The organism is Paludifilum halophilum (assembly GCF_002245355.1).
GTDB lineage: Bacteria > Bacillota > Bacilli > Thermoactinomycetales > DSM-45169 > Paludifilum > Paludifilum halophilum.
Window position 1 is genome coordinate 1 of record NZ_NOWF01000019.1, and the last position, 16,524, is coordinate 16,524.

24 protein-coding genes and 2 pseudogenes are annotated in these 16,524 nt (G+C 42.3%); all 26 read left to right on the forward strand.

Annotation, left to right across the window (positions count from 1 at the left end; all coding sequences use genetic code 11):
* Positions 1–434: pseudogene (locus CHM34_RS19900) on the forward strand (hypothetical protein); the annotation flags it as partial.
* 3 nt (positions 435–437) lie between these two features.
* A complete protein-coding gene (locus CHM34_RS17870) occupies positions 438–755 on the forward strand; it encodes a hypothetical protein (protein ID WP_094265970.1) in 318 nt (105 codons plus the stop codon).
* 88 nt (positions 756–843) lie between these two features.
* Positions 844–1,044: a pre-toxin TG domain-containing protein gene (locus CHM34_RS20255; protein ID WP_094265971.1), complete on the forward strand. Its 201-nt coding sequence runs from the start codon at positions 844–846 to the stop codon at positions 1,042–1,044.
* Positions 1,025–1,333: a hypothetical protein gene (locus CHM34_RS19905; RefSeq protein ID WP_169713823.1), complete on the forward strand. Its 309-nt coding sequence runs from the start codon at positions 1,025–1,027 to the stop codon at positions 1,331–1,333. The genes CHM34_RS20255 and CHM34_RS19905 overlap by 20 nt, the downstream gene beginning before the upstream one ends.
* A 142-nt stretch (positions 1,334–1,475) precedes the next feature.
* A complete protein-coding gene (locus tag CHM34_RS17885; RefSeq protein WP_240512072.1) occupies positions 1,476–1,859 on the forward strand; it encodes a hypothetical protein in 384 nt (127 codons plus the stop codon).
* 282 nt (positions 1,860–2,141) lie between these two features.
* A complete protein-coding gene (gene lepB / locus CHM34_RS17890; protein ID WP_276207722.1) occupies positions 2,142–2,603 on the forward strand; it encodes a signal peptidase I in 462 nt (153 codons plus the stop codon).
* Positions 2,594–2,782: pseudogene (locus CHM34_RS20260) on the forward strand (DUF4244 domain-containing protein); the annotation flags it as partial. The gene lepB and the pseudogene CHM34_RS20260, both read left to right, overlap by 10 nt.
* Before the next feature lie 49 nt (positions 2,783–2,831).
* Positions 2,832–3,332: a hypothetical protein gene (locus CHM34_RS17900; protein ID WP_240512073.1), complete on the forward strand. Its 501-nt coding sequence runs from the start codon at positions 2,832–2,834 to the stop codon at positions 3,330–3,332.
* 144 nt (positions 3,333–3,476) lie between these two features.
* On the forward strand, positions 3,477–3,875 hold the full coding sequence (locus tag CHM34_RS17905; protein WP_094265976.1) for a hypothetical protein: 399 nt from the start codon (positions 3,477–3,479) through the stop codon (positions 3,873–3,875).
* A gap of 10 nt (positions 3,876–3,885) precedes the next feature.
* Positions 3,886–4,026 carry a hypothetical protein gene (locus CHM34_RS19450; RefSeq protein WP_169713825.1) on the forward strand — a complete coding sequence of 47 codons (141 nt, stop codon included), beginning with the start codon at positions 3,886–3,888 and terminating at the stop codon, positions 4,024–4,026.
* A 25-nt stretch (positions 4,027–4,051) separates the two neighbouring features.
* Complete coding sequence (locus CHM34_RS17910) at positions 4,052–4,363, forward strand: transposase (RefSeq protein ID WP_094265977.1); 312 nt, start codon at positions 4,052–4,054, stop codon at positions 4,361–4,363.
* A gap of 430 nt (positions 4,364–4,793) precedes the next feature.
* Complete coding sequence (locus tag CHM34_RS17915; protein WP_094265978.1) at positions 4,794–5,081, forward strand: contact-dependent growth inhibition system immunity protein; 288 nt, start codon at positions 4,794–4,796, stop codon at positions 5,079–5,081.
* Positions 5,082–5,192: 111 nt separating this feature from the next.
* Positions 5,193–5,471 (forward strand): transposase, encoded by a 279-nt coding sequence (locus tag CHM34_RS17920; protein ID WP_094265979.1) that lies wholly within the window; start codon positions 5,193–5,195, stop codon positions 5,469–5,471.
* A 198-nt stretch (positions 5,472–5,669) separates the two neighbouring features.
* Positions 5,670–6,095, forward strand: coding sequence for a vWA domain-containing protein (locus CHM34_RS17925; protein ID WP_094265980.1), 426 nt, complete (start codon positions 5,670–5,672; stop codon positions 6,093–6,095).
* A complete protein-coding gene (locus CHM34_RS17930) occupies positions 6,016–6,789 on the forward strand; it encodes a vWA domain-containing protein (protein ID WP_141201763.1) in 774 nt (257 codons plus the stop codon). Before CHM34_RS17925 ends, CHM34_RS17930 begins: the two co-directional genes overlap by 80 nt.
* A gap of 332 nt (positions 6,790–7,121) precedes the next feature.
* Positions 7,122–7,709 (forward strand): hypothetical protein, encoded by a 588-nt coding sequence (locus CHM34_RS17940; protein WP_094265983.1) that lies wholly within the window; start codon positions 7,122–7,124, stop codon positions 7,707–7,709.
* A 57-nt stretch (positions 7,710–7,766) separates the two neighbouring features.
* On the forward strand, positions 7,767–8,048 hold the full coding sequence (locus CHM34_RS17945) for a hypothetical protein (protein WP_094265984.1): 282 nt from the start codon (positions 7,767–7,769) through the stop codon (positions 8,046–8,048).
* Between the two features lie 21 nt (positions 8,049–8,069).
* Positions 8,070–8,567: a hypothetical protein gene (locus CHM34_RS17950; protein ID WP_094265985.1), complete on the forward strand. Its 498-nt coding sequence runs from the start codon at positions 8,070–8,072 to the stop codon at positions 8,565–8,567.
* Positions 8,568–8,667: 100 nt separating this feature from the next.
* On the forward strand, positions 8,668–9,990 hold the full coding sequence (locus CHM34_RS17955; protein WP_169713826.1) for a vWA domain-containing protein: 1,323 nt from the start codon (positions 8,668–8,670) through the stop codon (positions 9,988–9,990).
* Positions 9,991–10,321: 331 nt separating this feature from the next.
* Positions 10,322–11,002: a hypothetical protein gene (locus tag CHM34_RS17965; protein ID WP_141201764.1), complete on the forward strand. Its 681-nt coding sequence runs from the start codon at positions 10,322–10,324 to the stop codon at positions 11,000–11,002.
* A gap of 32 nt (positions 11,003–11,034) precedes the next feature.
* The gene (locus tag CHM34_RS17970) at positions 11,035–11,850 is read left to right on the forward strand and encodes a hypothetical protein (protein WP_094265989.1); all 816 of its coding nucleotides are present in this window, start codon (positions 11,035–11,037) and stop codon (positions 11,848–11,850) included.
* Between the two features lie 9 nt (positions 11,851–11,859).
* Positions 11,860–12,549 (forward strand): hypothetical protein, encoded by a 690-nt coding sequence (locus CHM34_RS17975; RefSeq protein WP_094265990.1) that lies wholly within the window; start codon positions 11,860–11,862, stop codon positions 12,547–12,549.
* Positions 12,550–12,577: 28 nt separating this feature from the next.
* Complete coding sequence (locus CHM34_RS17980) at positions 12,578–13,693, forward strand: hypothetical protein (RefSeq protein WP_094265991.1); 1,116 nt, start codon at positions 12,578–12,580, stop codon at positions 13,691–13,693.
* Between the two features lie 28 nt (positions 13,694–13,721).
* A complete protein-coding gene (locus CHM34_RS17985) occupies positions 13,722–14,327 on the forward strand; it encodes a hypothetical protein (RefSeq protein WP_141201765.1) in 606 nt (201 codons plus the stop codon).
* A 13-nt stretch (positions 14,328–14,340) separates the two neighbouring features.
* Positions 14,341–14,688, forward strand: a complete 348-nt coding sequence (locus tag CHM34_RS17990; RefSeq protein ID WP_094265993.1) for a hypothetical protein — start codon at positions 14,341–14,343, stop codon at positions 14,686–14,688.
* 653 nt (positions 14,689–15,341) lie between these two features.
* The gene (locus tag CHM34_RS18000; RefSeq protein ID WP_094265995.1) at positions 15,342–16,130 is read left to right on the forward strand and encodes a hypothetical protein; all 789 of its coding nucleotides are present in this window, start codon (positions 15,342–15,344) and stop codon (positions 16,128–16,130) included.
* Positions 16,131–16,524: the final 394 nt, after the last annotated feature.

Consider the following 16,524-nt stretch of genomic DNA (forward strand, 5'->3'; position numbering starts at 1 on the left):
CAGGAAAAGTGGCCAAGGGTGGCAAATATGTGGCCCAATACGGGGATGATGCCTTAGCCCTTGGGAAAAAGGCTAAAGGGAAGCTGGATGATGCCCTTAGCAAAGGGAAGAAAAAGGCGTGTGCTTGTCCGCGTAAGATAGATAATATTTATCAATTTTTTGAGCTTGAATTTGGTAAAAGTCTAAAGAAAAAAAGTGCAAAGACTAAAATACAGTATGATGGTCAGTCAATATATAAAGTTGCGAATAAAACCGATAACCCTCATTTGAAAAAAGGTGATGGTTACTATCTGGATGCTCTACATGGGGATCATATTGAGGTGATAAATAAAAGAGGAAATGTAAAGGCTGTTTTAAATTTGGATGGTACATTAAATGAGAAAAAAACTGAAGAAGCATTAAAACAGGGGAGGAAAGTGAAAGGGTGGAAGTAAAAGATGAATATACAAGACGAATTAAAAGTCGTTTTGGACTCTCTGGTACAACTAAATAAAAAATGTAAAAATCCTATATTAACTTTCGAAGAGATTTCTGAGCAAGAAGAGAACTTATTTGAATTTGAAACCAACGACCAAAAAATAGAATATATAACAAATAAACTGAAAGCGGTAGACGAGAATAATACTGACCTAGTCATCAAAATTTTGTTAGAATTACACTTCCTTTTTGAGGAATACTTATGGCAAATCGATGAAATCCATTCTTTAGTTAAGAAAATGACTGGAAATTATAGAGATAAAATGGAAATGGACTAACTTTCTGTAATAAAGGTAAGAACCCTGCTTCTATTTTGGTTAAGGGTTCTTTTCCTTTTATAACAACTTTTTAAAAATAAACATATTTATGGAAATTCTCGAAACCGCCGGAGATGTGGTGGCGGAATTATCCGGGTACAATGATGCAAAAGCAGCTATCACCGGTGTGGACGAAAACGGCAACAAGATCGGTGTAGGCGAACGGCTGTTACGCGGGGGCGCTGGCCCTTCCCACCCCGGCAGGAAAAGTGGCCAAGGGTGGCAAATATGTGGCCAAATACGGGGATGATGCCTTAGCCCTTGGGAAAAAGGCTAAAGGGAAGCTGGATGATGCCCTTAGCAAAGGGAAGAAAAAGGCGTGTGCTTGCCCGAAGGATAATAAAAAGACTAAAGGGACAGGAAACCTTAAAGATTTAATGCAACAGAAATCTTTGGGAAGAGGTTCTACTGGTCGTACCACCCCAAACAATTTAAATGAACAACTGGCAATGAAAGAAGTGCTATCAGATCCTCTCAAGGGGGCAAAGGAGTTGAAGTCTCTAACGATGACTGATTCGAGATGGCCGGCTCGGGGATGACTGATTCGAGATGGCCGGCTCGGGATGGTTGGGTTAAGATGAGCAACAATGTTAATGGTACAGAAGTCCACTTTGTATATAATACTAAGACAGGGGCGTTTGACGATTTTAAATTCAAATAAATCAAATGGAGAGAAGGAACATGTTCAATAATAATACGTTTCTTGCTTCAAAAGACCAAGAATTAACAGTGGGACATTTATACACAGTTGAGGATTACTTCACATTCAACATTAAAGTGAGGTCTGGTGAATTCGCAGGTTCGTCTAACTTCTGTATGCCTAAGGAAAAGGTTATTTCTATAGTTGAAAATTCTTACAAAATGCTTGAAACGTTAGAAGGATGCTGCGAAGTAAAAGATTATGATTCGGACGCGTATATTGTGATTCAAATGGGTAAGTTAGGGCACATGTGCATATATGGACAAATTGGAGGAAGCCACGAGGATCATAGTATGAAATTTAAATACACTGCTGACCAAACAGTATTGGCTAATTTTTCACAGATGCTCAAAGCGTTACTGTAAATAGATAACTTTAGATGAGCAAAAACGCACCAAGAAATTTCCATTTACAAAAAATGGAGACATGAACGCTCTTTTGTGGTATAGATACAGTCACCATAACTACATCCATACAAAGGAGCCAAGATCATGTCTCGTACTCCCAATTTACCCTACCAGGATCCGATCCACCAATATCTGAAGCAGCAACAGTACAACCTGTACGTGTCCAAGCTGTCGTTCGAACACCTCATGTAGTCGAAACCTGGACTTACCAAATACTTTATAGAATCAGGGGGATGGAGCCTGCTCAGTTTTTTAATGTTCACGCTGGCTTACGTCCTCCTGTTTTATTTTTATGACGGGTATTTCCTCGTGGGAAACAGCATGGAGCCGACGCTGCATGAGGAAGATTTCGTTTTGGTCCAGACGGAAACCGAGGCCTTTGAAAGAAGGGATGTCGTCCTCTTTCAACCAGAGGATTCCGAATGGATCTTTAGTAAGCGAATCATCGGTCTTCCGGGAGAAATCGTGGAAGGCAGGAATCACCGAGTCTATATCAATGAAAAGCCGCTGGCGGAACCTTACACTCAACCTTCAATAAACGACTTTGGACCGGTAAAGGTACCGAAGGACCATGTCTTTGTGTTGGGAGACAACCGCTTGGAAAGCGCCGACAGTCGGGAGTTCGGTCCGATTCCGATTCGGTCCATCATCGGTCGGGCCGATGTTATCGTCTACCCGCTGAACCATCTGAAATGGCTGTAAGGGAAAAGTCACATAGAGGAGGAGCGGATGTGAGAGAGAATCCATCATGGTGGAATAAAAAAGGCGCCTCCACCCCGGAATATGTGGTCGTTCTGGCGGCAGCCGCCCTGATGGCCAGAATAATCCTGTACTCCACCTTGACCAGCGATTCAGTGGCCGGGATCCTCAAACAAAAGATAGAGCAGGCGATTAACGGAGAGGGAGCCGGGGAAGGGAACCATCACCGGTGTGGACGAAAACGGCAACAAGATCGGTGTAGGCGAACGGCTGTTACGCGGGGCGTTGGCCCTTCCCATCCCGGCAGGAAAAGTGGTCAAGGGTGGCAAATATGTGGCCCAATACGGGGATGATGCCTTAGCCCTCGGGAAGAAGGCTAAAGGGAAGCTGGATGATGCCCTTAGCAAAGGGAAGAAAAAGGCGTGTGCTTGTCCCAAGGATAATAAAAAGACTAAAGGGACGAGTAAAACAGTAGACGATTTAATTAAGAATGCTAAACCTGGAGATTCAACTAAGGGAAGGTCTACTATATATGAGTTATCTGGAGGTTTTGAACAAGCGTTAAAAGACTTTAACTCATTGGAACCCCAAATTATAAAAAGTACTCCTGAACTCCAGGTTGGCAAATTGAAAGATGGAAGAACAGTTATTGTTAGAGAGGAAAGCACAGATGGGCGAGTAACCCTTGAAATTCAAAAGGGAAAAAAGAAAATAAAATTTCGTTACAATTAGGGTGTCTTTGGTAAAGAGGACAGTCGGGTGTGGCTATCCACTCTCTCTTTAGAAACGCAGAGGCGATGACCACACCAGTCCTCCTTTATATAGTCGAAGAATTAGACTTACCAAAATACTTTATAGAATCAGGGGGAATGTTTTATGGAGCAGTGGGAAAGATGGGTTCCATTAAATAATTTACCTTCGAAACTTTATAATGATCTTTTTGTGGATAATTCAGATGGTATTACGTTGGAGTTTAGTGATGAGTCTAATCAAAAAATCGTGTGGGTGAATTTTAGAGAAGGGGTGTTGTCTTATAGAAATACAGATGAAGGCTCATTATTGAAAATGCTGAAATACTTAAACCAACAATATGGTATAACTTTTTATAGTGAATGGCCTTTATTCAAAGTAAAAAATTCGGGTTATTTGACTTGGTTTCAGGAACAAAGTTGTGGTGTGTATGAGTCATCTGAAATAGTGCATTATGTTTTTTTGACCCCTCATGATGTGATTGAAATATTATCAGACTATTCCCCTAGTGTAAGGATAAAATAGAAGGAGAAAAATGGAGTACGGAAAAATTTTCCTGGATGAATATCCTCAGTTTCACGATGTTATTGAAAAACTCTATTTTAAAAGAGAGTGGGACGATTGGTATCTCTTAAGCCCCTATTCGACTTTGGACATCCTGGAGATGATGTTCTAAACTAAAGTTGGAAGGGGTTTTTCTGATGAAACGGCAAAATTACTCAAACGAGTTTAAAGTACAGGTCTCCAAAGAAGCGTTTGAGGTTGGGAATAAAGCAGGTGTGGCCCGACGTTACGAAATCGGTCCCAATCTGCTTCATCGTTGGATTCGGCAGTATCAAGAGGGTCATTTTGACGATGTGGACCCCTCTGCGATCCCGAACCGCCAAGTGGGGGAAGTGGCCAAAGAAAACGATCGACTGAAGCAACTTCTGGGCGAAAAGGATCTTGAGATCGCCATTTTACGTGATCTGGTAAAAAAGAAGAACCCTCACTTGCTGAAAAGGTTGAAGTAGCCACTGGAGGTGTTCAAGAGTTGGGAAGGAAAGGCGTTACTTCTGAGCCTTCAACTTTTCCCCCTTCCCCAAGAAGTGATGCAGCGGGGCGTTGACCGGATCGTGACCCTGTGGAAGACCAAAGTGGAGAAAAGCGGGCACAATCTTTGGTCAATGGACGGGCCCGAATGATGGACCCCGTGAGACATGGGAGGGTTACGCTACAAGGGTATCCGCAGAGATCCAAAGTGCGACTATATGTTGAAAAAAAGGCCTTTGCCTTTATTTCAACATCTCCTTCCATTCAACAACCCTCATTCCTTTTAATATATAAATATTGGCCTGTGATGTCTGGATTGAAAAGGTAAAAACAAACGAACAAATGCGAGAAAATCGTATTATATTGAGGGAGGAATAAAAAATATATGATGAAAAAACAATAAAGGATGAAATGTTTCAGTTTCTAGCCGGAGTATTCCATCAAGATTTTGAATCGCCGGAAGAGGCTCTAGAAATGATTAGGGAATGTGGTCATATAGAATTAGATGATACTTCGAAATTTATTAGGTGTTTTTTGGAATTGGGAATTTCCGATGAGGACAAAAACAAATTTACAGAAGAGCATTCATGGATTTACTTTCCTGCATTAGGTATGACGCCGCTTGAATGGTTAAAAGAAATCGTTGTTGATCTAGAAAAATCAGTAAAAATAAAAAAAGCAGAAGAAAAGAGCTGTTAGGTGAGGGTTAACTCTATTGTATCTAAGGAGCTAATCATGCCTTTAAGGCTGCTGACAAAGTATTCAGGTCAGCAGCCTTTTTAGGAGACCGAAGGTAAAGGACGGATAAGAATGTTCCGAACAAAAACCCATCAACAAAGCAGCTTGGAAATGGTGAATATCGAAGACATGGTGCCGGTCCATGTCGTCACCAACCTCTGGACAGAGTCTGCAGAAACCATTGCGGAAATCTATCGAGCCCGTTGGCAGGCCGAGGTGTTTTTTCGTTGGATCAAACAACAGCTTCAGGTGAAGCAGTTGATGGGGACCTGCAAAAATTCAGTTTATAACCAGCTGTATGGAGCCTTGATCGCTTATGTTCTTTTGCGGTGGTTATATCAGCAAACTTAGCCTCACTGGAAATTTATCCGCCTCACTTTTACCGAGTTCGTCCGTAAGGTACGGTTGGAGCAGCTGCCTAAAGAAGCTAAATACGCCGGAGCAAAAGCAAGAAAACAAAGAACCGGCAACCGATGTAGAGGGGATGTTAAAGGAAGGACCGGGAAAATATGCTGGAGAGGTCTATGATGAAAAAAAGTACAAAAAGCGTTGGACCAACTTCCGGATGAACTGTCCGGGAAGGAAGCTTACAAACACTTGATTGCTTTATTGGCAGAAGACTATCAACTTGAGGTCCAACAATTGAATGATTTCAACACCACCTTCACATTGGGTGGAGATACCCCAGATGGAGCCGATTCGGCGGCGGGCGATGAATCGGATGATATGAAGCCGATTCATATATCGATTTTATTGGATGCCAGTGGAAGTATGGCCGGAAAAGTGGACGGCGGAGTCAAAATGGACTTGGCGAAGGCCGCTGTAAACCGCTTTGCTTCTTCGTTGCCGGATCAGGCAAAAGTGTCCCTGCGCGTCTACGGGCATCAGGGAAGCAATGCCGAAGGACAAAAAGGAATCATGTCAAAGCACGGAAGAGGTTTACTCGCTGGATACATACAATCAACAATCATTTAAAAAGTCTTTGGATCGTTTTCAGCCGACCGGTTGGACCCCGATCGCCGCATCGATGAAAGAGGCGAAGAAAGACCTGCTGAGTGCGAAGGATGAAGAGGCTGTCAACCTGGTCTATATCGTCAGTGACGGTATGGAAACCTGCGGCGGAGATCCCGTTCAAGCGGCTAAAGAACTGAATGCATCCGATATACAAGCCGTTGTCAACATTATTGGTTTTGACGTGGATAACTCTGGACAAAAAGCGCTGCGAAAAGTGGCTGAGGCCGGCGGTGGCGAATACGAAACCGTACAAAACGATAAGGAATTAAGGAGGTATTTCGACTCATTAAATACAGAGATGTGGCTCGAATGGGGTCGTTGGGGGACAGATAAATGGTTAAATATAAATCACGAATATCACGATAGGCTGGATCAGTTAAGAGGTATTGCTAGCGGTAGTGGAGGATTTGGTAAAAAAATCGAGAGGGAACACAAGAGAATGGAAGAAGCGATCGAATATCTTAGAGAGAAGAATCGGCTAACTGATAAAGAGCAGGAGAAGTTAGAGGATTTGGTTGATGATCGAGAAGATCAGCTGGATGAGTATAGGAATAAAAAATACTGGGGATTAAGGGATGTACTTAAAAAGAACTCAGATGATTTACTTTCAAAGATAGAGAAGAAAGAGCAGGAAATGTTGGATAAGTATGAGTGAAAACCCCATCATTAGTCGCTGAACGCAAAGGAGGATGCTTCGATTGATCGCACGTTTCCGAATCGGAGGAAAAGGAGGATGATGATTGGAGCTTCAGCCCGTTTAAAGGGACCAAATATGTTTATGATATAACGAAAAATCTTGGGGGCTGGAGCGTAGAAAACCTTGAGACAAGGGGGGCTTATAATGAAGCGATCAAACGTAAACAAGACACCGGAGAACTTCCCCCTCGAAAGTTCAGGGATGGTAAAGCGAAAAAAAGCACACTTGGCAAACTGAACCGAAGGAATGCCTGGAATACCTCTAAAATAGCGATCAGAGATGGGTTGGGTTTGTTCCTTCCAGAGCATGGGGATAGAGCCTCTTCAGCCCAAGTGGGGCTGGATGCATGGTCCGGAGCGGACAAGGTTAAAGACGCCAGGGACTATTATAAGAAGTTTCAAGAGACAAGCGAATTAGGTGAAGCGGCTGGAAAAGGTACCACAGTTGCAAGGGAAGCATCTGAGGAAATAGTAGAGCAAGGAACTCAAACAGCCGCAAAAGCGGGTATGGGAGCCAAAATCCTCTCTAAAGTAAAACCGGCTCTCTCCATCGGCGGAACCGTCATGGCCGGAATTGATACCTATAATAATATTAAAGATGGGAACGTCGGTGGTTCCGTAGCCGGTGTCGGTGATATGCTACTCAGTGCAGCTCCTTTGGTAGCCGGGGCGGCTCCTCCGGTGGCGATGGGGATGGCGGTTGCCGGTGCAGCCTTATTTGTAGGAGGGAAGTTATACCAACACCGGGAAACAATCACCAAAATCGCCTCCGATCCTGTTGGTTCCGAAAAAGAAGCATGGAAATATACGAAGCAGGCCGTTTCAAATGCGAAAGATACGGCCAAGAAAGCTTGGGATAAGGTGACGGGTTGGTTTTAGATAAACCAAAGGGAGTGCAGGGGGATTCTTGCACTCCTTCCATTGGAGGTTTTTGTATTGAACGTCAATGATTTTATATCAAAGCAAATGGTTGATCTTATAAAAAAGCATAAATCCTTTGAGGCAGATAACTTTGGATTAATTCCGTATTTAGTAGAACATAATAATGAACATTATTATTATGTCCATTATAAACAGTCGGATCGCTATCTGATCATCCGGAAAGACGGATTTATACCGAAACTGGAAACAATCAAACCCGTAATTAATCTAGCAGCATTTTTGGTTGCGATTGATCATGCGTTTCATAGATACGGTAAAAAATGGGTAAAAGCCTGAACCATTAAGGTGTACCAACGAGTGTTAAAACTGCTGAACATCCTGGAATCGGGTTTGAACCGATCGCATCCCCATTTAAAGACCTTTAAACAAGTGGCACAAACCATCATCGATCGGCAGAGAGAGATTGAATTAACTGTAAATAAGGGGGAGAAATATATAGAAGGTATAACGTACAAGAAAGTCAATATCCGAGATAGAGAAGAATTGGCTTCCCTACAAATCCAGTTACTCAGGTGTAGCTATGAGCAAAATCATGTTCAATTAGAAACGTATCATGAAAGACAAGAGCTGATCCGATGGGCCCAGAAGAATATCCCTATTTGGAATATAAGGCTTTGGTTGGCCTACTTTGAGTTAAAAACCTATCACCAACGCATGCTTTCCAAGTATAAACTATCTTTAGAAGAAATAAGAGATAAGAGAGTTGTAGAGGATAGAATTGCCGGACAACCTGATCCAGATGATGAAAAAACATTCAGAGAGATTATATCTAAAACCATTAATCCCAAGGGATAAGGGGGGGATTCGCCGATGCAACCTTGAAAGCTGATCAGTCCTTGAAACCTATGCGAATTCTTCGTATAAGATAGAAAGGATGCCGATAGGAGGGATCCCTTTGAAGATTCAAAGTTTATTTTCCTTAACTCTTTGTCTCTTTTTATTAGTTGCATGTACGGAACAAAATACACAATCCTCAAATGAAGAATCACCCGAGAAGCCGACAGCCAAGAAAGAGGAAAAAATCCCGGAGGCCTCTGATGATCCTGAAGAGATCATGAGACAAAACCCCGGGAAATTTTCCGGGGAGAATTACGATGAAGAAAAAGTGGAAAAAGCTCTGGATCAATTACCAGACGATATGACTTCTGACGAAGCATACAATCACTTGGTTTACCTGTTAGGAGAGGATTATCAGAAGGAGTATCAGAAACTGCTGGCTTTTGATACCACCCTTCAAATTGATGTAGATACTCCTGAAGAAGGGGAAGAGCCGGCCATCGGTTTTGAACAGTTAAATGTGGCTATTGTATTGGATGCCAGCGGTAGTATGGCGGGAAAAGTGGATGGCGGTATGAAAATGGATTTGGCCAAAGAGGCGGTGCAAAACTTTGTGTCGGAACTCCCCGAAGGTGCCCAGGTATCCCTACGCGTCTACGGACACAAAGGGAGCAACAGTGAAAAAGATAAGGAAGTCTCCTGCAAAAGCAACGAAGTGGTGTATCCTATGGGCGATTATGCCCCAGCTTCTTTTAAAAAAGCCCTAAATCGATTCCAACCAACGGGTTGGACTCCCCTTACCGATGCTATTGAAGAAGCGCACAACGATTTAAATAAGACTAAACAAGGGAACGTCCGTAATGTTGTTTATGTCGTTAGCGACGGGGAAGAGACATGCGGTGGGGATCCGGTACAGGCCGGAAAGGAGCTTCATGAGTCCAACATACAACCTGTCGTGAATATTGTGGGCTTCGATGTCGATGACAAGGGACAACAACAGCTGTTGGAAGTGGCCGAAGCTGCGGATGGTACATACAAAGATGTTTACTCCGAAAGCGACCTGCAAAGTTATCTGGAAGCGGAGAAGGAACAGTTAAGACTGGAGTGGCACTTTTGGGGTGCTGATAGTGAAAATAAGATTATGGACAGATGGGCTGAGAAGTTTGGGTTGCTAGAAGACATCATCTATAACGAGGGGCTTTGGCCCATTACTGATAGAGAAATAAAGCATTTGTATGCAGCAGAGGAATATCTATCTTCAAAAGGTAAAGTAGAGGATGATCATAAACTCGGAAGCCTTATTTTTAATAGGGAAAAAGTATTAGGTAGTTTTTACTCCGATAAGAATAGTGAAATAAATGAAAGTCTAAAAAAAGAACGAAAAAGATTAAAAGAACAGGTAAGGGAAAAGAAAGAGGAAATGGTAGATGAGTATGAATAGTATGCCTTATATGGAAAGGTGAAATAGGAACTTACTATTTACACCTTCATCTTCGTCACTCTTTTTGGGGAAGGTGAAGGTGTAAAATTCCTTTGAACCGTATCAGGCTCCGGATCCGTATGAAGCTCCGGATCCATATCAAGCAAAAGATCCAAACGCCCCTCCCGATGAAAAGGATCATTCTCAAGATGATCCCGATGGAGGTGGCGGTAAGGGAGATTCATCCAGGCAGGGTGGTGAAAACAGGAAGGATGGCGATAAAAATGATCCGGGTTTATGGAAGCCGCTTAAATTCGTTATTAAGGATGTCGGCCTGGGTCAAGTAAAATTGGTGGATCAGCTGGGAAAGTTGCTAGAGCAATCCCCAGGCGATATCAATGTAAATCAGTTGCTGGGTAGAGATGTGGGGTATAATTTTTTAGGGAAACTGACCCGAAGTGGTTTGGGTTTGGCTGTTTCCCCTGATTCCGGATGGAAAACGCTCCTGGATACATGGTCAGGGGTAGATAATACCCAGGACATCATATCCCATGCTAAAAATGCAAAGTTACTCAGGGAGGCAGAAAGACTTAGAACAGCGGGGGACTTTGATAAACTAGCGGAAATTACGGGTAAAATCCCTAAATCGACGGGTTTATCCAAGTTTGCCGGAGCCGCTGGGATCGCCATCTCCGCCGGGGAGGGGATTTATAACGGATATCAAGCTTTTACGGCTGACTCCTCTGAAGACAAGTGGAAGTATGGAATGAGTACAGTTGGTAACGTTGGTGAGGTGATGATGGCCGCGGCACCATTTACAGGAGCTGCCGCCCCTGTGGTTGCCGGGATCGGCGGGGTGCTGTGGGGAGCCAATACCATCTATCAGAATCGGAAGCAGATCGGAAGAGGATTGAGCTGGGCAGGAGATAAAATAGCGAAAGGATACGAAGGGGCGAAGAAGGCGGTGAAAGAAGGCAGTAAAAAAGTATTGGGTGGAATCAAAAAAGCAGGAAGTTGGTTAAAGCCTTGGTAAAGGAAATCGATCTTTGAAAAGAGGGAGATACAGTGAGTCACAATCATCCGAAACCGCCGGAAGCAGTGGTTCAAGAAGTGATCAAGTATCAAAGACCAGGGGAAAAATACGATATATTTAATACCCGAACTCAATTTAATGAGTCTTTGTATTACTATACCACCTATTTAAGAAAAGGGAACATCATTGGTCATCTAATTGTGAGGGAAGATGGTCAGGTGCCATCCTTTTCCGATGCTAAGGATATTCTAAGAATGGCCATCGGTATCAATTCAAAATTTTATCAGTTCCTAACTCTCGGTCCCAGGTGGGCCTATACGGTGGACAAGGTATGGAATAACCAGCTGAAACGGTTAGAAAACATGTATAAAAAATATGAAGTGGGTATGCCTCCGGAGATCAAAGAAGCTTTTTATGATTTTATGCGGGTACCGCAAGTGTTTTTAAAAGAGCAAAAGGAAATTGAGGATGCCTATACAAAAATGAAAAAACTAAAGAAAGAAGTATCTGGAAGGGGAAAAATTGCCGACAAAACCGTTGATGAACAATTAGATTCTTTATGGGATCAGTTTTTCCACGGTAAAAACAACCAACATCTGATTTTTCTTCAAACGACAGAGTCCAGAAAAAAAGTCTTACGCTGGCTTTCCAAAACGATTCCCTTTTGGAATTTACCGGATCGGTGGCTTTTATTTAAATTAAAAGGTGAACATAAAGCGATGTTGTTTAGTGACGAAGAAGCACAAGATGTTTGGGAGGTCCAAGATGATGTAACACGGGACAATACGAGCGAAGAAAATTTCCGTGAAATACTGGATGAGACGAGGAATCCAAGATCAACCCAATGAGGTGGTTGGATGACTGAACTTAAAGAAGCGCTTCGTTACTATAAAGAACACATATTAAGGATCTTACTGATCGGGTTTACTATTGTATTGCCGGTTCAATTTGTTCTTATAGTAGCAGCCAATTACTTTTATCTCACTTATGGTTTAATGGACCTTCTATTTTTAGCGGATTTAATCAATGGCATATTTACGTTAATGGCTGTTTCACTGATTTCGGTCCCATATATTCAAATGGCTAAAAGTTCTTTTCTCGACGAGGGCGTGACGGTTGGGAAAATCTTTGACTCTTTGATGAGATATATGTTTCCGGTGTATGTGATCAGTATCCTATACGCTTTCGGAGTAGCCTTTGGCATGTTTCTATTTATTATTCCCGGTATCCTCTTTGCGGTTTGGTTTTATGCTTTTCCTTATGCGGCTGTATTAGAAGATGAAACCTGGTTCAAGGGGTTAAAAAGGGCTTGGGAATTTGGTAAATCGCACTTTGCATCACTATTTCTCCTTTTGGTCATTTCCGGTTTGATAGAGTGGTTGATCCGGATGATAAGTATGCTGACCACCAATCTGTTGACGGAAAGCTATCTGATCATTGTCCTGGTCAACACCTTAACCAGTATTCTTTATTTACCCGTTATTTATTTTATAGTGACGATTAAGTATTTAAACTGGATCGGCGCTGGCGATAACGTCTGGGATTAAAGCAAAAAACGATCCACGAGGTGGTAGAATGTACAGGGGTCAGGGCCGCAAGCTTCTTTCTTTGTCCTTATTATTCGTTTACCTCCTTATGCTGTTCGCCCCGTTTGCTTCTGGAGCTTGGGCCGACAACGATGGATATAAACCGCCGGCTCCCTACCAAGCCCCGGATCCCTATAAAGCCCCTGATCCTTACAAGGCTCCGGATCCGTATGAAGCGCCGGATCCCTATCAGGCTCCGAATCCCTATGAATCCAAGGATCCAAATGCACCTCCCGATGCAAAGGATCATTCCCAAGATGATCCCGATGGAGGAGAAAAGGGAGATTCCGGGAAGGATAACGGCGGCGGTGGTAATGACAAAAATAACGATGGGCAAAATCCTTTACCGTCTGACTCCCATCCGATCAACGATTTTTTAGGCAATAAAATATTTCCTTGGATTACGAACATCTATGACGGTGTCATGGGTTTACCAAAAATGTTGGCTGGAGCAAACGGTTTTTCTTTAAAAAATGTGAAGTTACCTTATGGATATGGTGCAAGATGGGCGTATGAAGTCCAAAATAAGAATTTCCTACGTCTTTCAAACGTGCCTAGTCTTAATAAAATCATACAAAAAGGAAGTGTTCCTTCGTATACAAAATACATAAAGGGTTCTCACTCTGCAATAGCCGATTTCACAAAGGCAGGATTCGGAAAGTATTTAAAGGGAAATGTTGCGACCGGGGCTTTACTCAATACGGTAGGAGCGGTTCATAAGTACGGTACTAACGGACAAGGTTATGCCAATATAGATTTTGCTTCTGAGGTTATAGTGGATGCAGGGCTGGGAGCTGGTGGAGCAGCGGTGAGTACAGCCATTGGTTGGGGATCTGCAGCAATGGTCGGAGCAACTTTCGGTTCTGTTGTTCCTGGACTGGGGACTGCTGTTGGATTTGGTGCTGGTGTAGGTATCTCTATGTCCCTGAATTCATCCATAGGAAAAAAATATATCCGAGAACCCTTGGTTAAGGGAACAAAAAAGGTGCTTACTAAGGCCCAATCTGTAAGCAGGGATGCATTGGATAAAGTTAATGAAGTGAAGGATGATGCAATTAATAAAGCTAAATCAGTAAAGGATAAATTTGTTTCTTGGTTTAAATAAACTATTTTTCAAAATATGGGGTGAAAGAATGTCAAATAAGAGGTCGGAACCTGACAGTCATCAGCCACATAACACACATATAATATTTTTAGCACCTATCGGGCTTATATTCATGGGTGGTTTAGCTTCTCTTTATCCACGACCTTCAGGATTATTGGGGATAATCTTGCTGGTCAATCTTGTCGTTAGTGGGGTATGGACATGGATTGGGTTTCGTAAAATGCTAGATCTCAGACCAAGGTGGCGTGGTGTCTATACAATTACCCACTTCGATTTATTTTTTCTTTACGGAGCCATTTTTAGTTGGCGGGGCATTAGTGAACGTTTGGGAAGTGCTTTGCTAATGTTCGGGTTGCTAATCCTTGCCGCATGGGTGGGTTACAGATATCGTGAGGCTATCTTATCGGAAGTTCTCGCTCCGACAAAGTGGTTGACTAGGATTTTATATTTTGTTGCCACAGGAGGTGGTGGCGGTGCCGTTGTCGGGATGATGGTAGGCAAGATGGATTCTGATATCCCTCTTTACCTCGTGTATATTGTATTTCTATTGTTAGTGATGGTCATTCACTCGTTTTGGATAAAAATAGAAGATCCGGATTGGGACCCAAAGCCGTATAGAGAGAAACAGGAATGAAAGGGATGACTTTATGATCATTAAAATTCTCCAGGGGCTGGGAGTAGGAACGGTCCTATCCCTTACCTTAGGTTATCTGTCAGGACTTTTAGGGATGGAGTCTCCTCTATTGGTAACCATCCTATTGCTTCTGGGTACCTATTTGGGAGGCGGATTGGTTGCTGGAGTTGGGTCGTCGCATCCTTTCCTGACTGCAGGGTTGTGCGGTGTCATCTTAACGGTGATCAATCAGGGGTTCACGATTTTGTTTATGGCCTCTCCGTCTACCTATCATCCTGTGGGAATCTTGTTTGGTTTATTCGTCGGTTTGGTTATTTCTCTCATCGGTGGATTCTTGGGAAGCATAATCAAAAAAGGATGATTGAAATTGAGGGTGTAAAAACAATCAGCATCTGATTTTTCTTCAAATGACAGAATACAGAAAAAAAGTCTTACGCTGGCTTTCCAAAACGATTCCTTTATGGAACCTACCGGACCGGTGGTTTCTCTACAAGTTAAAAGGCGAGCATAAGGCGATGCTATTCAGTGATGAGGAAGCACAAGATGTTTGGGATGTCCAAGATGATGTGACACGGAGTAAAGCCGGTGAAGAGGAATTCCGTAAAATACTAAATAAAAATCGGAATCCTAGATGAAAAGGCAAAATCCCTGCCGGTGTCGTAGTAGCCGTTGCCTTTGTTGTGCTGATTGCAGCAACTGTAGCCAAATGGTTTACCAATTATAAAGCGTTTCGTGTTGCGATTACAGCTCCTTATGTCTTATCGAAGAGATTTGTTAAATTAATATCTAAGCCAATAACCGATCCCGCCGGGACAGCGAAGGGGATTATAGAAGGAATATCCAAGACGAGGGAGCTTATTTTTGCAACCAATACAAAGGTCATGAAAGGGATCATGTCTGCAACTACAAAAGTGAGGGATAGATTGGATTCTCTATTGAACTTTTTCCGTAAATAAATGTCTAGCGGGAACTGACTCCCAGTTCCCGCTAGACATAAATGAAAGGTGATACGAGATGCTAGATTGGAATCCACCGCAACCGGTTGTGGATACTGTTGAGCGATATCAAAGAAATAATGAAGTGTACAAATTTTCTCCTGTGGAATATCGCCTTTTTGGTGGGAGTTATTATGCAGCAATTTATACATCAGGAGATGATAATAGTTGGATTTTTATGAATCATAAAGGAGAACGTTTAAGAAAAAGTGAAATGAGAGATATTGTTATCGCTATTATATCCGTAAATGGTGTATATAACGATCTCCGTTTTAATAAGAAGGTTGAAAAAGTAAAGCATGACCGGATGTATAAAAGAAATTATCACCTTCTTACAAAAGCGGAAAACTGGATTAAAAAAGACGGATCCATTTACAAAGATTTCTTGGCCTTTAAGAATATTTTTGACACCTGTATTCATTATTTCCCTATCCTAAGAAAAACAATGAAAGAAATTCGTGAAATCGGGGAAAAGCTGCATCGAATACCATATTTAGATGAAACGGTTTATCAACGGATATTGGAATTACGTTATGAAATGGGGAGATGTATGTTTTATCAAAATCATGCACAGATTCAATCCTATGAATCGAGGAAGAATGTAGTTCGTTATTTGTGGAAGAGAAAGAAGTATTGGTTAGCGATTCGGTTGTGGTACTTTCATTGGATATGTATGTCCGACAATCTGTCATATAAAGATAGAAAAATGTATAGACAGATGAACGAGGTTTATTTAGAAGGTAAAGATCCAACGGAGGTTTCCGATGTTTTTGAACCTGTAATTCAAAACTCGCGGAATCCTAATTAGAATAAGAGAGGGGAAAACTGTGTCTTTATTTCGAGAGACCCTAAACATTGTTAAAAGTGAATTTCGATTAATACTGTTAATTGCTTTGGTTCTGTTAACGCCCCTTTATCTTTTATATTTCGCATTATCTTCTTAAAGATAAGGAAATCCAGGGTGTACTGCCGAAAGCGATCCAAGGTACCGTACAAGGTGGGTTTTTGGAGAATCATAGTTCGGACTCCTTCAATGATCAGTTCGGTGATGATGGAAATATCGCTAGATAGCGGTATTGCCCATAGGGGGGTTTTTGGTTGAGACTCTTTTTTGCTATTTTGTTATCGTTTTTGGTTCCAGGAACGGGCCAATTTGTCAATGGGCAGCGTTGGAAAGGAATCTTGTTTGTCGGGTTAGACCT